Origin of the sequence: Shewanella sp. SM23 (assembly GCF_025654295.1) — a bacterium.
Classification (GTDB): Bacteria; Pseudomonadota; Gammaproteobacteria; order Enterobacterales; family Shewanellaceae; genus Shewanella; species Shewanella oncorhynchi.
Genome location: NZ_JAKKRM010000002.1, coordinates 378,786 through 396,671, shown reverse-complemented (window position 1 = coordinate 396,671; position 17,886 = coordinate 378,786). Strand labels below are relative to the sequence as shown.

The following is a 17,886-nucleotide window of genomic DNA, read 5'->3' as shown; positions in this document are numbered from 1 at the left end:
GCGATAAGGTTATTCAATAAATTTCCTCATGTACGTAAAAAGCTATGGGGCAATAGCTTTTGGGCCAGAGGTTATTTTGTAGATACAGTAGGTGTTAATGAAGAAATCATTAGACGATATGTGCGCCATCAAGATAAACAAGATCAGGAACATGAGGCTCAATTGTCGTTGCAGATGATGTAGGTTCTTGGAATAGCCCCTTCCAGGGGCAAGTCAAAGCCGCCTTCTAAGAAGGCGGATTCTTTACTTAGCGGAAAATTTAAAAGCGGTAATTAAAACTCAGGGTCACATTACGTGGGGTTCCGTAGTGATACACACTGTATGCAAGAGGCATATAGGATGCTGCAGACATATAGGCATAGTATTTTTCATCCAGCAGGTTTTCGAGATTTAGTTGTAGGTCCATATTTTCCGCCAGATTATAACGAGCCATTAGGTTAACTAGTGAATAAGCATCTTGCTCAATTACAACGCTACCATTTTGTGCGTAACTATCACTCTGCCAGTTAACGCCACCGCCAACAGTTAATTCAGGTAAATGATCGACAAACTGATAAGTAGTAAAGAGTTTAAACTGTTTGCGAGGGCTCGTGGTCTCAAGTTCTTTGCCTTCTGCATCTTCTGCGGTGAATTGAGAGTAACCTGCCGAAATATTCCAGCCATCAATAAACTCCCCCACAACTTCTAACTCAAAGCCAGTACTTTTAGTACCTTGTATTGCATAATAAGCACTTGTCTGACCATTTGCTTTTTGCTCATCCGTCGGCTCAAAGTCTGTATCTTGCTTAGCAAAATTATCCTGTTCAATCTTAAACAGTGCCACAGCAGTGTGCAGACGATCATCTAGATAAGCGCTCTTTAAACCAATTTCATAGGCTTTACCTTCGAGTGGATCTAAATAATCACCGTTAATATCCTTACTGTTCTGCGGATTAAATATTTCGGTATAACTGGCGTAAACACGATGCTCTTCGTTTATGTCATACAAGGCGCCAACATAAGGAACGAACACGCCATCATCACCAAAGTTAGTATCAGTACCATAACTGATCCCTTCGCGGTTCCAACTAGAAATACGGCCACCGGCAATCACTTTTAAATCATCGGTAAGTGTTAGCCGAGTTGCTGCGTAGAAACCTTTCTGCTCAGTATCCATATTCAACTGGCGATTGGCGTTTGTTGACCATTCAGGCTCTTCAAAGGCGTTGCTTTGCCAATCATAAAAGTTTTCAACTGCCTTTGAGTCCCAGCCCGTCATATTCTCACGGATGGGTTCATAGGTATCAGCATAGGATTTCTGTTTGCTGTATAAGGCACCAGTCACAAATTGATGCTCACGGTTAAAGAGTTGGTAATCGCCTTTCAACTGAAAATCGAAATTATCAGAGTTACTTTCACCATGGCTGTGATAACGCTGACCGCTCAAACCTGCACCGGTTTCTTTATTCAGCAAGCCAGACATATAGATCATTTTGGTGGTGGTTTCATATTCCATGCGATTATAGTTCGCCACCAACTGCCAACCATTGCTGAAATAATGGTTCAAGTTAGCAAAATAGTTGATGTTAGTCGTTTCCCAACGGCTCCAATCTGCCGCTGTTGTAGTAGAAACATCCCAATCAGTAGCCGAACCATCGCTGAATACTGCTGGTAACGCACCCCACATCGCTCCTTTGGGGTTGTTGTTATTGTAACTACCGCCAACGCGCAGCATAGTGTTGTCAGTAATGTCTGAATCAATTACGCCGTAAAGAATGGTCTTACGGTCTTGATAAAGATCCTGATAAGAATCGCTATTGACATATTTCGCGACCATGCGACCGCGCACACTGCCACTGTCGTTGAGGCCATTAGAAACATCTGCGGTAACTTGTTTTTTATCCCAGCTACCCGTAGCAACATCAACATAGCCCTTAAGTTCGTCACTGTCGGCATGTTTGCGTACTAGGTTGATTGAAGCAGAAGGATCCCCTGCCCCCGTTAGTAAGCCTGTTGCACCACGCACCACCTCTACACGCTCATACAGAGAGATATCAGACACAGTCTCACCTGCATCGCCACCCAAACTCCAAGATAAAGGTACGCCATCAATCTGGTAATTCTGAACCGCAAAACCACGGGCCATAAAGCCATTTCGAACGTTATCTGTTTTAGATGAAGACAAACCTACTGTGTTATTAACCACATCAACAACGGTATTGAGTGCCTGATCCTGGATCCGTTCAGCGGTCAAGATGCTCACTGACTGTGGCGTTTCCTGCAGTGACAGCCCTAAACCTGTGGCGGTATCAATAGTTCGACTCACAGTGTACTTGCCCATCACTGTTATTTTTTCAATATTTTGATCATTTGCATCTGCAGCAGAAGACGGCTCTGCAGCCAAAACTGACAAAGGGTTTAATGCCAAAGTAATGGCAGACGCGAGAGGTAGTAGATAAAAGCGCATAGTAATTTAGGGAGTTTATTTAGGATGAACATACGGTAACACTATTGCGAATCACTTTCATTTGTATTTTGGTGATGAATATAACAAATTCATCATTTATTAATGAGGAATAAACGTCCCCGTTGTGTTTATGCCTTCAAAAGTGAGCGTTTACGGTGAAAAAGGTTATTCTTTACCCGTATTCGGTTAATCATTCTTAATCTACGCCACTAAAAGCGACCCTGAGATTATTACTCCATAGGATCGCCATTAGTGTTTAGTGTTTAGTTTTTATCTCATCAGTGTGTCTGTACTATTAGCTCGGCAGGCAGAGGCCACTTTGCCACTTGCCACTCACCTTGCCAATTCTCTATCGATATCCACAGACTATCGGCGGAAGTTAGCGTCTTAGTTGCGATGGCGTGTACGTGTTGGCCATGCTTATTACCGTGCAAAATACCATTCTCACTGCGCTGTAAATCTGCTATTGGCAAAGCCTGCGTTCCAATATTGGCATAGCCTTGGCGTATATTGCCTACCTCACCTTTTTCAAAAACCAACATGAAATCTTTCACATAGTCATCATGATGCACATAGGGTGCTTTTAGATCTAAGGGTAAAGGGGCTATTTTAAATTCACCTAACTCTTGAGTCTGCCAGGCCGGTGGAAATGTAGGTGTTAGCGACTGATACAAAAACAATAGGGGGAGCAATAGAATAAACCCACTCAGTTTATATTTATTTTTTTGCCAAAAAGTTGAATGAATGAAAGCCATTAACGTACCTCCTCTAACCTATCTGCCACAGTACTGGGGGATTCCACTTTTTTAATTGCACGCACATTACGCAGTCCCCACATCATAAATCCGGTGATTGACATACCCGATAGGATCACCCCAAAAATAAACCAAATGATTTTTGTCCAGATACCACCTAAGGTACCGTAATGCAAAGGATCTGCGATATGCATTAGCGTTTGTATCCCTGTCATCGTCTCAGGTGATGTCGCTCTTGCAATCTCCCCCGTCCAAGGGTTAATGCTAAGGTTGTAAGAATACTGATCGTAAAAAATGTGCTCGCCGCTACCGCTCAGATGATACATGTCACGATTATGCTCGGGTTTCATCACATAGCTTGGTTGAAAGTCTGGAAAGTGCGTTTGCGCTAATGTTAAGGCTTGTGCAAATGACACGCTTGGATCAACTGGATTCACATCACCCTTTTGGATAAAGGGCAATTGCTCAGCTGCAACCAATGGCGCATGTGGCTCAATATCAATATCAGCATGCCAAAAAATGGCTTGGACTAAATACCATAATCCGGTAACGGCCATAATCGCGATAAACCAAATAGACCACACACCAGACAATTTATGCAAATCGGCCAATAGTGTCTTTTTACCTTGACTCACACGCAATTTCGGAGCAAAAAAACTTCGCCAAAAACGTTTATAAACAATGAGTCCCGTCACTAAAGACGCGAGCATAAACAGCGCCATCGAACAGACAAGGTAATAGCCCAAGCTGTAACCGCTTTGCCAAGGAAATAATAACCAAGCATGTAAAGATCTGATAAAGCCGGCAAATGTCATGCCTTCATTAATCTGTTGGATCTCACCAGTGTATTGATTGACATAGGCCATGGCATAGGGTTTATCCACGTCACTGAACATGATCACATTGACCATATACGGTTCTAAGGTCATAGCACCAGAGACTGCCGCACTTGGGTAGGCTTCCTCAACAATCGTCATTAATTCACTAACCGGTTTTACGGGTAAATCATTAGGGTTCAACGCCCTCGATGCTGGATTCGTTAACCAAGTGATCTCATGACTCAGTACCGCAATCGTCCCCGTCAAGCAGATAAAACAAAATAACAACCAAATTGGGAGCGACACCCAACCATGCAACATAAACCAGAATCGGTTACTGATCTTCGCCATTTGTGACTTTCCTAACACTTATCGTATTTCGCGAGTGTAAAGGTAATGCAAATTGTTATCAATACGATGTGCTGGGAATTGTTTTCAATTAGAATGCCGGTCACAAAATACTATGATGGGGAATCATGATGGATAAAACCTTGTTAGCAGCGCTCATTTCGAGCCTATTGTTAGCGCCGAATTCCTACGCCAAATAGCTTCTTACTACTCTAGTATCGATTTCTACAATCAAGGTTTCTTCGGCGAACCGCGAAATGTCGAACTTAGCCTGAGTTATAATTTTTAGTCTAATTGTTAATCGCCAATACCGCGCATCACTTTTATGCGCGGTATACCTAAAGCTAAACTATCCTGCGTTAAAACAGCATCCGGTAAACTTCAATGGATTAACCCTTTGGGCTCAGGGGGATAATCCATTACAATGAAGTCCATTTTGAGTTCGTAAAACAGATGTTCCGCCTATGCCTAAGTCTCACACCCACATGCATCAACATTTGCAGATGCCACATGCTAAATTAGATCTGCAAGCTCTAGCGGGCACCCTTGCCTTTGAGCAAGTGACCATTATTGGTAATGCTTCTGGCGATTGGCAGCCTGCGACCACAGGTACGACATTTATTTTTAACGGTACTCAATGGGCTGAAAACAGCAATGTAAATAATCAGATAGTGAATATCGCCAATGGTGGTTTTGCTGAATCAAAATATGCCTTTGTAGTACAAGGTCATCCACAAAGTGGTCTGCTTACGCAAGCCTTGACACAATTTGCGATTGAATTAACGCCTCAGCTTGGCTGCTGGCCTTCATCTGGGTTAACCACAATCGTGTTGATGCAGCAGTTGTCTCAGCATGTGCAAGTGCAGCGTATGTCGCTGTTTCCGAGTTTAGCAAGACCCAATGATTTACCACCTGACGATCACTTACCTTGCATGGTGCATAATTGGTTAGGCGAGCGGCGGATTGCCCAAGCTTTGGTACCATCGGTCGACTGGCCTGAATTTAGCTTAGCGTCCGTATTTTTACCTCGCCTATCCGCAATAAACCACATGCAACCATGCCAAGTTACACCTAGGATAAACGCAGATAATCCCTTTGATTTGCTTGAGCGTTTACAGGAGTCGAGCTTATTAATCGCAGATGCGCTAAATCCAGCCACGCGGCAGATGCAACTTGAATGGCTAATCACACTGGCGCATACACCCATCAACATTTGGCAGCAATTTGCTCATCCTAGCCAGCTCATCAATGCTGAAGCTTTATTTTTCAACCACATGCCAGAATCAAAACCAAGCTATTGGTATTTAATGGATATTCAGGCATCTCAATATCTTGATGCGATTCGCCATAGTTTGGCCTATTGTTGGCAAACGTTGTCGACTAAGCACGCGAGCTTAATTGGAAACGAGCCTTCAAACGGCTCGTGACCCTCCCCTGTCCACTGCCATTCGCATTCAAAATACCTAAGGCGAATGTCGTTTTACATTTTGCCTTGCCCTCTAGCGACGCTAAATTAACCTCTGTTCAAATGCATGACTCAAAACGTCAACACACCCTAGTTAAGGGGATTTTTACCCAATGCGATCCCCAGCGGTTCAAAGTAATTGATCAGCGCCTGAAAAATCACTTGCCTGTGGGCCTCATCGGGATAAGCCCCCTCCTTTGCCATTGCTGAAAAACGGGTTCCCGACACTAAATACGGATTCGAAATATCAGTATAGGATTCTATACAGGCTTCAAATGCTCGCGCCATCATCTCCGTTGGCCGAGAGAAGTACTGCATCCCATGTTTTTTATCTAATGCAATCGCTCGGCGAACATAATCATGGGGCTCATCACCCTGTCCACTCAACAATGTCACTTTGAAGATCTCAGATAATCGAGCATTTAATGGATGCTCTATGATGGGCAGATCGGATAGCCAAAGATCGCTCGCACACTGAAACCGCTTATTAGTAGGTTTGAATGATTTAGCGGCAATATAATGGTCAAACGCATGCCAAAACTCATGGGCTAAAGCACCAGCACCTGCATTTTTAGCCAATGCCAACTCTCGGGTCGCGGGTGTATAATGGGCCTGAACGCCCTTTTGGCCGCCATGACCAAAGGCCAGGCTGACGGTTTCCCGCAGCCCTAAAGTTAAAGGTGGTAATTTTAAGATAAAGGCCAAATCGGCGAGCGAATCAAACACTAAATCCGCAGCAATCCGCGATTCATCCCGCGTCACCCAGCGGCCAACACGCACATGGCTAAAACCAAAGGTTTGTTTAATATCAAGAAAAGTGACTTGCTCACCAAATCGATAATCGGGTCCATGGCGGTTATATTGCTGATTGATTAACACGGCTTCCCTTGAACCCTTTGCAATGAGAGACAAATTAAGCTGACTATTTTAGGTGAAAATGCACAGGAACAAAACGCTGCATTAAGTGCAATATCAAGTTAAGAATAGGAGCCAAGCAGCGCTTACTCTTGGTTTGGTATCGCGATGCTTAGATTTCGTCAACCATTGGGTTCGCTAAGCTTTAGCCGTTAATATCACATCATCCCAAACCACGACACAATTTCGCCCCGTAGTTTTAGCGTGGTACAAGGCTTTATCGGCCTCGGCCACCAGCTTTTCAGCATCTGAACGGCACTGACTCCCGATTTCAATCGGTGAAGGCACAGACTGAAGCGCTAAAATACCGCTGTTTTCTTCGATGGCATGATGAGTCATTACAGGTGTTAACGCACTCACTCCTGCCGAAAATTGATAGTGAAAATCGGCGACTATCGCTGAAATATCTTCATTCGCAAGCGCTAACATCATACGCGTCACAATTTTCTGCGCGACATCGACCGACGTTTCTGGCAGTAATAGCGCAAATTCTTCACCGCCGAAGCGACCAAAGATATCGTATGGGCGCGTGCGAGCACTGATAAATTGGGTAAAATGCTGCAATATCTTGTCACCCACTTGATGCCCATAGCGATCATTAACGAGTTTAAAATAATCGATATCCATCATGACCAGGCACAAAGGTAACTGTAGACGACTCAAGCGTTTGATTTCATGCTCTAACTGCTGGAAAAAATGCCGTCGATTGGCAATACCGGTTAATTCATCGGTGAGTGCGAGTCGATTCAACTCAGTCTGCGCATTCCTTAGGGCAAATTCGACCTGTTTTAACTGGGTAATATCGGTGCAAACAATGACCATATCGCCATTGTGATAAACCTGCTCAGAAAGTTGCAACCAGCTACCGTCGACCAGATCCACTTCAAAACGTCGAAAAGCTGATTTACGTTGATTCGCATGAATAAGTTCAAGCCATTCCTCTATGGTTTCATGATCAATTTTAGGCCCTTGCTTATGGGTGAAGGCAAAGTGCATCATGTCGTCAAAATGCCGGCCAGCCATGTCTTGATCAACAAAACCAAACATTTTCGCAAAGGTATGGTTATAAAAGATAAAATGATTGTGCTTGTCCAAAACAGCGAGGCCATTCTCGCTTAGCCGTAAGGCTTCGGTTAAAAAGGGGTAAACAGACTCAAGAGATTCTTTTTCCATCGATTATTCCTAGCAATGACGCTTTTAGAGAAGATCTCCGACATGTTTAGATTAGCAGCGTTCTACACTAATCACAGCGTCTTTGTCTTTACCCCCATATTACCGCAACGGGATTGGCTCTACCGCGATGTAAATCCCACACATTCGGCAAATAAGCTTTAAAAATCAGATCCAATACTTTGATAATTTACGATTTTACGGCCAATTTACTGAGAAATATTTCAGCACTAAAAGGTTTCTGCATGAAATGTACCTCAGGGAATAATGCTAACTCAGGAATATCATCGCTATCATTAGCTGAAAGCAAAAAGAAGCGACAGTGATGCTCAAGCTGGGTATCACTGGCAAGGTTTTGTAATGTTTGTTGCATCTGTTTGATAAGTTGCAAGCCATTCATATCTTGTAAACGGTAATCCACAATAACAATATGTGGCAATGAGTGAATCAACATCTTAAGTGCTTGCGCGGCGTTATCAACACTGAAGGTTTGAAAATGATAGTGCTCTAGCATGGCTTTGCAAATCTCAAGGTTAAACAGATTATCATCTATGATTAACACTTTTTGTTGATCATATTGAATCATTAATCGTTCTTTCACCTCGGTAAGTTGGCAGGGAAAATGTAACAGCACTGTGGTGCCTTTGCCCTTTTGACTGCGCAACATAAACTTACCGCCAATTTGCTCAAGCAATCGATTACAAGTATAGAGTCCTAATCCCATGCCCGATGTTGTTGTATATGAGTTAGATGCGTGCATAAAGGGATCAACTAAAGCGCGCTGCGCTTCCTTTGACATTCCCTCACCAAAATCGCGGATCAGTACCCTAAGCATAGGACTATGGTCTTTATGGTGACGTTTAAGGCGTAAGTCCATATAACAATGCACTTCGCTACCCGTACTGTATTTAAAGGCATTATTGATAATGTTAGTCATGAGTTGGAATAACTTAGTCCCATCGAGCTCGATAAACTTCGGCAGAGACTCATTCACGACAACCTGTAAACGTTTACCCGATGTCGCACTAAAAGCACGATAGTAATCCTCAATATTGCTCAGATATTCGTGTAAATTGACTAAATGCCGATTCAATTTTAACTGCCCAGCTTCAGCCTTACTGTAATTCAACGTATTTTCGGCAACCGAGTAAAGTAAGTTAGCTGACCAGGTCATTTTATCGATAATTTCGTCCAGTTTTTGTGGTTGTGAGCGCGCTTTTTTTAACATGCGACTGTAGCCAAGAATGGCATTGATAGGAGTGCGGATCTCATGATTTATGCTGGAAAGTACTGCTAATCTAGATCGATTATCGAGCTTAATCTGCTCTACAATATGCTGATTTTTAGACTTAAAGTACAAAAGAAAAGACAGAGTAATACCAAGAGAAGCAATCAGTAAGATAATCACGATTAGCTCGACAACCTCTTTTTGTGGCACTTGATATTCTATGCGTAAATCTACACGGGTTTGGTATCCAGGAATATCCAAAGTTCGGTTATCTGAGTAGCTAAACATTGAAAATATGCCTGTGGAAAACTCATGGTTACAGGATGAACTTTGCAATAACGATTGTTCAAATTGATAGCTAATACATACACCCTGCTCCTGCTCAATCCGCGCTAATATCCGCTGATGAGAAATGGCATAGACTAAATAAAGCATATTAGGCCCATCGATATTAACAACCGCTAACGTGTAATCGGCAAGGCTAGCCTGAAGTTCCCCTTTACTATTCTTGACTAATTTAAGTGGCTTAAGTTCTGGCGCCATTGTCTGATCAGAGATATAGGCCAGTTCAAGTTCGGGGGTCAGTGTAAAAGCGACAGCAGATTTGATCTTCAGTAAGTCCTTTGCAAAAATCTCAAATTCCTGTGACGTTACCTCACTCGAAGCATAAAAAAACGATTTTAGCGCATCCAACATAATTTCATGTTGTAAGAACATATCCCGTGAAGAAGTAAAAACCGCTTCTGCTTTTTTATTGTAAATGGAGTCAAATTCATAACGTGAGTGGGACAAGGTTAACCACAGCACCAACAGAGTGACCCATAAACCACTGAACATATTGATACAAGCGCTATATTTAATGCTCATTAGCGTAGTCCATTACGGCCTTTAGCAAGCTGCATAACTGATACTCAAACTGCTCTCGCTCGCAAACATCCATGACAGACAGCATATCTTTAAGCTCCAAGTAGCGCGCAATACCCGTAAATTGATGTTTCAGCCCTTCGATACTGTCAGAGGACTCATATTGTTCTAGCTCAAGTCGCATTCGCTGTAATTCAGCAATCAGTGTCAATCGCAGTCGCGATTGCTGTTCTTGGCTGTATTGCTCAAAGAATACAGATAAGGCCTTGAGTAACTCAGTATTAGCATTCATACATTAGGCACTCCTATTATATTGAGCAATCCAATCAATAAGATAACGACCTTCAATCGGGGGGCTGTACAAATAACCTTGGGCAACATCACACCCCAACTCAGAGAGAATTAACTCTATTGCACTTGTCTCAACGCCTTCTGCAACCACCTTTACGTGCATCTTCTGCGCAAGCGCGATGGTGGATTCTACGATGAGATAATGTTGGTGATTGATATCCATATCGGAGACAAAACTTTTATCAATTTTGATCTCTTTAAAGGGAATGGCATCAAGACGATCATAAGTAGAATAACTTTTACCGAAATCATCGAGGGAAATATCAATATTATTGATGATCAGCCGTGCAATTGAGTTAAGCACTCTATCTTGGTTAATGATTTCCTGTGATTCGGTGAGCTCTAAAATCAAATGGATTTGTTTATACTCACGACCACATTCGATGATGTACTCAATGAGTTCATCACAGGTCAAATCATCTGCGGTAATGTTAATCGACAGGGCAAACGCCATTAATAACGGTTGACGCGACCAACATTGCAATGCTTGGGAAATAACCATCCGCGAAAACAAGCTATTTAGCCCCTGCTGATTCACCAGTGGCAAAAAAACGTCGGGATAAATATAGCCATTGGATTGATCGCAAAGCCGTGAAAGCACTTCAAAACCGATGATCTCCTTTGTTTTAAGGTTAATCTTAGGCTGATAACACAAAATTAATTGTTCATTTTTGAGCAATTGCCGCACATTGATATTCGCCGCCATGTCTTGCACGATAGACTCATGTTGATGGGCAAGGTTTCTATCGTCGGAGGCGTCTAGCAATGGCGTTAAAATGTCATTCACATTGATAGGTTTAGCAAATACGCCAAGCAAGTTGAGCTTCAAACCCGTGATAATGCTATCCACCAGTTCTAAAGTCCGTTTATCCGAGGAGCTTATCACCGCAATCGGAATGGCAGTAAATCGGGGCTCGGAGGCCAACATATTAATCACCGCAATACCGTCACCTTGATCCATTTTTAAATCTAAAATGACTAAATCAAGTTTTGCTTCTACAGCTAAGATCAGTTCAATTCCTTGATTACCATTACTGGCTTCATAGATCTCCACATTGTCCTCTGCTAAGTACTTATGGATATCAGCTTTCATGGTTTCTCTAATAAAGCGTTGATCATCTATGATGAGAATATTCATATATTGGTCTCTAACTGCATAAAGAAAATGGGATCGATCGTCTGGGATTTGGATGTAGGGATGACAGAAAGCTTGAGTAAATTACGATTCGCCATGACTTCTGTGCGACTGGAGAAAAACGAATAGTTTTTGACTGGTTTGAAGCCGCCTTCTATCGTTCTTACTTTAAATATGGGCAACTTAAATTGCGTCAATTTTCGTTTTAGTGACTCATCACAGATATTAAAACTCAAAAACTTAAGTGAGCGACTCGTGGCCAATTCATTGAGATAAACAGACATCATATAATTTTCAATATAAGGCGTTACACCAAAGGAGGAGAACACCATTAAGGTATCTGGCAAAGCTTGACTGTTATGGTTAATGACCTCAAACAAGTCCACCTCATCATTCATAAATTCAAGGGCAATTTTGCCTTGAGTGCGGCAGAATAGACTGTGTCCAATGATTTGATCCCCAAAGCTAAAAGCCACCACCAATGAGAGTCCACGAAAAAAAGGTTGAGATAACTTACGGCTCACAAAGGATAAACGCGGGTTACTTTCATAAATCAAACTAAGTTGCAGCAGGGTCATAAAGTTTTGATGGTGGCTTTCGATAAACTCGACACGATAAGGAGTATTACGGTAGTACGGATGATCACTGCGTTCTATGGTCGATTCAAAAAGGTTAATTAACGCTAAACCTTCGTTGATGAATTTTTTGTCCTCCCGATAAATATCAAACAGTTCAGAGCCAAATATTTCAACGATTTCAGACTGTTTAGCTAAGGATGGAATGTTAACTCCCCGCTCCCAACGGCTAATAGTGATGGAATCTAACATATCGAACAGGCAGCTTTTTTGCCTGAGCAGACTACATAAATCTTCTTGAGATAAATTATTCTCACTGCGGGTGTGTTTTAAGAAATTGGAGAATGTCTGTGCACTTGTTTTGCTTTGATAGGAGATAGGTGTACAAATCATATCGCGTTCCATCTGAATTTTTTATTTTATCTAGCAGCTCCATATACGTCTTATGGTCGATGTCATCTACTGGCTCTGGATGTCTAAATGTAAAAGTAATCCAAATGCGTTGAAGTTTCTCGATGAAATAAAGTCCAGTGATTTTTTCGTCACTCATCACTCAGTTCCTCCATCTCAGCCTTTTATTCACCACGTTTTTTTGCAATAGGAAAACGAGTATAAATGCCATTGTTTATCTGAGACCATGGCACAGTCAAAAAAGCGATGGAAAAAAGTGTCTAGTTATTCGTTCGGTTAAATCATTGCATCATAGATAAAACCGCAATCAACAGAACCCCCTATAAAACCGCATAAAATATAAGATTCACCAGCAATGGCCACAAAACGCCAAATTGATTATTTATGCGCTAAAAATTCAAAATACGGGATATAACTCCGGGGTTATTCTCACTGAACCACGTTTTTCACGCATGGTTATTCACGTTTGGAATAGGCAAACCGCGACAGTATCAGCTTAGAGATATTACTAGGATAGTTTTTAATAGCTTATGGCTTAAGCAAGCCAGCTGCGAAAAAGTGGGGAATTGGCCAGTCCAGCGTTTAAAGGAACGCCTATAATCACTGGCGTCGCAGAAGGATAAAGAAGAATACTGTGAGCATCTTGCGCAGGTCTCGCCAAGTTATAGCGTGCTTTGAGTAAACGGGTCTCATCAGCAAGTATCAGCGAGTTGGCCAAAGTTTAAATCCATCTCGGGCAAACTTAAGTTATCCCGCATTAGACACAAACGAATACCAGCCGCTAAGCCTAACCGCAGTTCGCATATAGTAGTGATTGACATATCCCTTGGCGCTGAATGACGGCAGCGCCGAAACCGATGGTTTGGCCGTTACGCATCTGCAAGTCGGCAGCGGCGTTTGGCAACAGGGAACGCTGGTGGAGCAAGACGGCTAAAACTACTTACCCGATGAGAATCAAACATTTAAATGGTTATCTTGGAGTTGTATCGTCAAACACCTTGACGTTAACTCTTGGCATTTAGCAGACTAAGATGAACAAAAGGCACAAAGTATAAAGCACTGGTGTTAGAGAAGGCGCTGGTATTGGTCCTAAAAATGAGCAACCGGCACATCTGATTGCAAATTGATGAATTAACTGGTTATGCACTATATATGCAAGTCTAAAACTATAATCCCCGAGATTTTTCTCACCTCAATGCAATAAAGTGAATAGTTAATCATAAAAAAGAGGTTAGCTGTATTCAACAGCTAACCTCTTCTCTTTAAATCAGGCGATAAATCAGATGTTCTATCATACAACTAGAGCCATGACTTCAAAACGACTCTTACAAAAGCTAACTCATACCAGAGCTAATTTTTTACGGGTACGAAAATAGCAAGCTGAGGCTCGTCACTGTAAATAACGAATGTAAAACTAACGCCTGTGAAAAACCATGCCCACTCAATTCGGCAGACATGGGATTAGCCGCGTTTAGTGCCCCACGGATCGTTGTCATCCGTCGATGGGCTTGGTCCTGAACGCTCAGCCATTTTTAAATCGTTTCGGGGTTCGCTGCGGCGCTGTGAGTTGCTATTCGATGAACCATATCCAGAGCCGGTGCCACGTCCCCCCGTAGGTTTTTTGCCTGAGCTTTTACCTGAACCATTACCAAAGCTCTTACCTGAGCCATAACCAGAGTTAGGACGTTTATTACCCGCTTCGTACTCGGCGCTGGCTTGTGCCTGCATTTTAGCGATAGATTCTATGGTGAGTTCCATCGGTTTACGCGGCGCGATACCTGAAGCAAAACCTCGTTCGCGTGGCTTAAGGTCAAACTGCTCACCGACGGCTTTAGGCATACGCTTGAATCGATACAGGTAAAAGTTTTCCACTTTCTCCCGCGCCCACTCAGTCTTCTTGAGGAAAATAATACAGGCCTCAATGGTCGGGTTGGTGTTAAAGCAACCTAGCTTTAATGCCGCGTATAAAATTTTCCAGCCATAAAAATCGACTAACTCAGTGATCATTGTCTCGAGTTTAAGGCCGTGTAATGGGTTGTTCTGTTGCTCTTCAATCATGGGAATTCCAAGTTCAGCCCTATTGGCTGATTTTACTGTATTAGTTTACGGTTTTGAGTTGTTAAACGAGTGACTCAATTCGCTACTAAAACTCGCGATTAGAGAAATCACTCAAGTTATGAAGTCATGAGCCACTGACGTTGTTACGGCAATAGCATAGGGCGTTAAGCCTTGTTACTCGTGATGCTTAGATCTTAAATCTTAAGGGCCTAAAGCCTCCAAACAGAGCCATTAAATATTAGCCGTAAAATCTGCTGCTCGACAAAACTGCGGGAATAATAACGGTAAATAAGCTAAACGCCTTCTTTTATTTGCGCTAGCGAGGTTTGGTATCGGCTTTAGGGCAAAGAAAATACGCCGCAGCTGACGGTTTTAATCTACATATCCGCGATATCACGCTAACAGGTATGAACTCAGCATCAAGCTCAAACCCGTTTCTAAATTTTACCTATGATCCGCTGATGCCTTGGGTCAGCCTCAAAATAAACGCAACTGAAACGGCTCGATTTATAGCTGCGCATCACATCCTTGCTCGCATCTTTAGCCCTTAGTCTGTATACTCCGCGACCTTATTATCCCAACTTTAATGTTTTGGCTTAGAGTGGGTGAAGCGCATGTTTCATTTTGAGGCTTGTTTGTCACAATCCCCGTTAGCAAATACCTAGGAAAGCTCCTTTGATCTCTACCGCGAACATCACGATGCAGTTTGGCCCTGAGCCATTGTTTGAAAACATTTCAGCGAAATTTGGCAACGGTCACCGCTATGGTTTGATCGGCGCGAATGGCTGTGGCAAATCGACCTTTATGAAGATCCTCAGCGGAGCGTTAGCGCCAACCTCTGGCAATGTGTCCATCACGCCCGGCTTAAAAGTCGGTACCCTAAGCCAAGATCAGTTCGCGTTTGAACAATACAGTGTGATCGATGCAGTGATCATGGGGGATGTTGCCCTGTGGAAAGTCAAACAGGAACGCGATGCAATCTACGCCAATCCGAATATGACCGAAGAAGATGGCATGCGCGTTGGCGATCTTGAAAGTGAATTTGCCGAAATGGATGGCTACAGCGCCGAAAGCCGCGCCGGTGAAATTCTGCTCGAAGCGGGTATTGAAGAATCTTTCCATTACGGCCTAATGCAACAAGTCGCACCGGGTTGGAAACTGCGGGTCCTGTTGGCACAAGCACTATTTGCCAACCCAGATATTTTGCTGCTCGACGAACCAACCAACAACTTGGACATACATACCATTAGCTGGTTAGAAGCCGAGTTGAACAAACGCAAATGCACCATGATCATTATTTCCCATGATAGGCACTTCTTAAATGCCGTATGTACCCACATGGCCGATATCGATTACGGCGAACTGCGCATTTACCCTGGTAACTACGAATACTTCCTCGCACAATCGTCTTTGATCCGTGAACAATTATTATCGGGCAACGCCAAGAAGAGTGCTGAAATCGAAGAACTGCAAGACTTCGTCAACCGCTTCGGTGCCAACGCATCTAAGGCAAAACAAGCCAGCTCGCGCGCGAAGAAAATGGACAAGATCAAGCTTGATGAAGTGAAATCATCAAGCCGTATTCACCCTTCTATTCGTTTCGATGCCGGCAAGAAAATGCATCGCCAAGCACTGATCCTCGAAGATTTGGCCCACGGGTTTGATGGTGAGCTGCTATTCGAAGGCGGCGACTTAATCCTCGAAGCCGGTGCAAAATTAGCGATTATCGGCGAAAACGGCGTGGGTAAAACCACTTTCCTGCGCTGCTTAGTCAATGATTTAGAACATAATAAAGGCGTGATCAAGTGGTCAGAAAACGCATCAATCGGCTACTGTCCACAAGACAGCAGTGACGAATTTGATAATGACTACACGTTAATGGATTGGATGTCACAGTGGCGCCAACCTAAGCACAACGATCTTATGGTACGCGCCATGTTAGGCCGTCTGCTGTTCACCGAAGATGACGCGAACAAGAAAGCCCGTAACTGTTCAGGCGGTGAGAAAAACCGCTTGTTATTCGGTAAGTTAATGATGCAAGACATCAATGTGCTGATCATGGACGAACCGACTAACCACATGGACATGGAAGCCATCGAAGCACTCAATAATGCGTTGAAAGACTTTGAAGGCACTTTGATATTCGTCAGTCATGACCGTGAGTTTGTATCGTCACTCGCAACACGTATCATTGATATTAAAGATAAAAAAGTGATTAACTTCCAAGGCACTTTCGATGAGTACCTTTCAAGCCAAGCAGAAATGGAAGCGAGAAAAAGCGCGTAATGTTGTGCTTTGATAAACCTTAATCGGCTATGTCAGCTTGATTAAAAGAGTCGTCATTGGAGAACCTACTGACGACTTTTTATCGATATCTAAAGAGCGATATGATTGGTAAAACATGAAGTATTGCTGCTTTGGGCCTTGGATACACAGCTGTCTATTCGTTATCTAGAGTGCTATAATTCATGCACTTAATTGAGGTTGATCCTATGAAAACTAAATCAAAAAACACACAAGTGACTCAAAATCGACTCTATCGCGCTGTGGCCAGTTCAACCGCTATTGAGACGGGTAAAACTACGGCTGAAGTTGAAGCAAAATTGAAGGCCAAAAAAAGCCGTTTCAGTCATTTGACCTTAGCCTAAACTTCATTCGTTTTTAGCGCTGAGCACATCGTTTACCAAACGAGCCATATGTTGATAATCCCCACCCAACCCTGCTTGAATTGACTTAAAATAAAAATCTCTATTTTGTTCCCAAATCCCATAATCAAGTGGGAGATAACCCGCCTTTACTGCCATCACATCGAGTATCAAACGTGACAAACGTCCATTTCCCTCTCTAAATGGGTGAATTAGGATAAATTCCACATGACTTTCAGCCAAGTAACTCACAACTTCGTCTCTAGAAAACGAATTTAAACCATTGAACTTGCTTAAATATTCCTTTTCAAACTGAGTGAGAGACTTAAGTATTTGAGCCGCTGCCGTAAATTCGAAACCACCTTTTCCCATATTGACTGTACGCCGCTCACCAGCCCAGTAATAAACATTACCGAGCCATTTTCGATGCCACTCAAAGAGCATACCAACCGATAGATGCTCGCTTTCAATAACACCAGATTGAAACACGTACTCATAAAGCTTTAGTAACAACTGAGTCTCTACCTCTGCCATATCCTCTTCATCGGTTATCGCGAGTTTGTTACGAAGTATATGGCCGCCGGAACCGGGTTCGAATTCATCCTCGGTAGTGCCAATATGATATTTCGACATGATAATAGACCCGCTAACTGTAATAACTAATAGAAAAGCAAATATCCGAGTCACAGACAACTTAACACA

14 protein-coding genes and 1 pseudogene are annotated in these 17,886 nt (G+C 42.8%); 4 read left to right on the top strand and 11 right to left on the bottom strand.

Translation table 11 applies throughout. The features are described from left to right. A pseudogene (gene tnpA / locus L5L98_RS04805) lies at window positions 1-183 on the top strand (IS200/IS605-like element ISSod23 family transposase); the annotation flags it as partial. 76 nt (window positions 184-259) lie between these two features. Here the strand turns inward: tnpA and L5L98_RS04800 are convergent. The 3 genes from L5L98_RS04800 to L5L98_RS04790 form a co-directional block, all read right to left on the bottom strand. Further along, complete coding sequence (locus L5L98_RS04800; protein WP_263138947.1) at window positions 260-2,446, bottom strand: TonB-dependent siderophore receptor; 2,187 nt, start codon at window positions 2,444-2,446, stop codon at window positions 260-262. Window positions 2,447-2,724: 278 nt separating this feature from the next. Beyond that, window positions 2,725-3,201, bottom strand: coding sequence for a hypothetical protein (locus L5L98_RS04795; RefSeq protein ID WP_028759925.1), 477 nt, complete (start codon window positions 3,199-3,201; stop codon window positions 2,725-2,727). Then, window positions 3,201-4,370, bottom strand: coding sequence for a PepSY-associated TM helix domain-containing protein (locus L5L98_RS04790; RefSeq protein WP_263138944.1), 1,170 nt, complete (start codon window positions 4,368-4,370; stop codon window positions 3,201-3,203). Before L5L98_RS04790 ends, L5L98_RS04795 begins: the two co-directional genes overlap by 1 nt. A 461-nt stretch (window positions 4,371-4,831) precedes the next feature. On the opposite strand from L5L98_RS04790, the gene L5L98_RS04785 reads away from it, so the two are divergent. After that, entirely contained in the window at window positions 4,832-5,794 is a 963-nt protein-coding gene (locus tag L5L98_RS04785) for a hypothetical protein (protein ID WP_263138942.1), read from the top strand. Between the two features lie 128 nt (window positions 5,795-5,922). On the opposite strand, the gene L5L98_RS04780 is transcribed toward L5L98_RS04785, so the two are convergent. From L5L98_RS04780 to L5L98_RS04750, 7 genes are all read right to left on the bottom strand, one after another. Continuing rightward, complete coding sequence (locus tag L5L98_RS04780; protein ID WP_263138939.1) at window positions 5,923-6,711, bottom strand: CLCA_X family protein; 789 nt, start codon at window positions 6,709-6,711, stop codon at window positions 5,923-5,925. A gap of 174 nt (window positions 6,712-6,885) precedes the next feature. Then, entirely contained in the window at window positions 6,886-7,920 is a 1,035-nt protein-coding gene (locus L5L98_RS04775; RefSeq protein ID WP_263138935.1) for a GGDEF domain-containing protein, read from the bottom strand. Window positions 7,921-8,107: 187 nt separating this feature from the next. After that, window positions 8,108-10,012 (bottom strand): ATP-binding protein, encoded by a 1,905-nt coding sequence (locus L5L98_RS04770; RefSeq protein ID WP_263138932.1) that lies wholly within the window; start codon window positions 10,010-10,012, stop codon window positions 8,108-8,110. After that, the gene (locus L5L98_RS04765) at window positions 10,002-10,301 is read right to left on the bottom strand and encodes a hypothetical protein (RefSeq protein ID WP_263138930.1); all 300 of its coding nucleotides are present in this window, start codon (window positions 10,299-10,301) and stop codon (window positions 10,002-10,004) included. The genes L5L98_RS04770 and L5L98_RS04765 overlap by 11 nt, the downstream gene beginning before the upstream one ends. Window positions 10,302-10,304: 3 nt before the next feature. Further along, window positions 10,305-11,498, bottom strand: coding sequence for an EAL domain-containing response regulator (locus L5L98_RS04760; protein WP_263138927.1), 1,194 nt, complete (start codon window positions 11,496-11,498; stop codon window positions 10,305-10,307). After that, window positions 11,495-12,463, bottom strand: coding sequence for a helix-turn-helix transcriptional regulator (locus L5L98_RS04755; RefSeq protein WP_263138924.1), 969 nt, complete (start codon window positions 12,461-12,463; stop codon window positions 11,495-11,497). Before L5L98_RS04755 ends, L5L98_RS04760 begins: the two co-directional genes overlap by 4 nt. Before the next feature lie 1,479 nt (window positions 12,464-13,942). Continuing rightward, the gene (locus tag L5L98_RS04750; protein ID WP_263138921.1) at window positions 13,943-14,539 is read right to left on the bottom strand and encodes a VF530 family DNA-binding protein; all 597 of its coding nucleotides are present in this window, start codon (window positions 14,537-14,539) and stop codon (window positions 13,943-13,945) included. Between the two features lie 675 nt (window positions 14,540-15,214). Between L5L98_RS04750 and L5L98_RS04745 the strand changes: the two genes are divergently transcribed. Both L5L98_RS04745 and L5L98_RS04740 read left to right on the top strand, forming a co-directional pair. Further along, window positions 15,215-16,825, top strand: a complete 1,611-nt coding sequence (locus tag L5L98_RS04745; RefSeq protein WP_131524739.1) for an ABC-F family ATPase — start codon at window positions 15,215-15,217, stop codon at window positions 16,823-16,825. Window positions 16,826-17,031: 206 nt separating this feature from the next. Further along, complete coding sequence (locus L5L98_RS04740; protein WP_173913200.1) at window positions 17,032-17,187, top strand: hypothetical protein; 156 nt, start codon at window positions 17,032-17,034, stop codon at window positions 17,185-17,187. Window positions 17,188-17,190: 3 nt separating this feature from the next. On the opposite strand, the gene L5L98_RS04735 is transcribed toward L5L98_RS04740, so the two are convergent. Further along, complete coding sequence (locus tag L5L98_RS04735; RefSeq protein ID WP_219250805.1) at window positions 17,191-17,817, bottom strand: Fic/DOC family protein; 627 nt, start codon at window positions 17,815-17,817, stop codon at window positions 17,191-17,193. Between the last annotated feature and the right edge of the window lie 69 nt (window positions 17,818-17,886).

Excerpts from the sequence above, each read along its gene's own strand:
- L5L98_RS04800 (WP_263138947.1), bottom strand. The coding sequence starts at position 2,446 with ATGCGCTTTTATCTACTACCTCTCGCGTCTGCCATTACTTTGGCATTA.
- L5L98_RS04795 (WP_028759925.1), bottom strand. The coding sequence starts at position 3,201 with ATGGCTTTCATTCATTCAACTTTTTGGCAAAAAAATAAATATAAACTG.
- L5L98_RS04790 (WP_263138944.1), bottom strand. The coding sequence starts at position 4,370 with ATGGCGAAGATCAGTAACCGATTCTGGTTTATGTTGCATGGTTGGGTG.
- L5L98_RS04785 (WP_263138942.1), top strand. The coding sequence starts at position 4,832 with ATGCCTAAGTCTCACACCCACATGCATCAACATTTGCAGATGCCACAT.
- L5L98_RS04775 (WP_263138935.1), bottom strand. The coding sequence starts at position 7,920 with ATGGAAAAAGAATCTCTTGAGTCTGTTTACCCCTTTTTAACCGAAGCC.
- L5L98_RS04770 (WP_263138932.1), bottom strand. The coding sequence starts at position 10,012 with ATGAGCATTAAATATAGCGCTTGTATCAATATGTTCAGTGGTTTATGG.
- L5L98_RS04765 (WP_263138930.1), bottom strand. The coding sequence starts at position 10,301 with ATGAATGCTAATACTGAGTTACTCAAGGCCTTATCTGTATTCTTTGAG.
- L5L98_RS04760 (WP_263138927.1), bottom strand. The coding sequence starts at position 11,498 with ATGAATATTCTCATCATAGATGATCAACGCTTTATTAGAGAAACCATG.
- L5L98_RS04755 (WP_263138924.1), bottom strand. The coding sequence starts at position 12,463 with ATGATTTGTACACCTATCTCCTATCAAAGCAAAACAAGTGCACAGACA.
- L5L98_RS04750 (WP_263138921.1), bottom strand. The coding sequence starts at position 14,539 with ATGATTGAAGAGCAACAGAACAACCCATTACACGGCCTTAAACTCGAG.
- L5L98_RS04740 (WP_173913200.1), top strand. The coding sequence starts at position 17,032 with ATGAAAACTAAATCAAAAAACACACAAGTGACTCAAAATCGACTCTAT.
- L5L98_RS04735 (WP_219250805.1), bottom strand. The coding sequence starts at position 17,817 with ATGTCGAAATATCATATTGGCACTACCGAGGATGAATTCGAACCCGGT.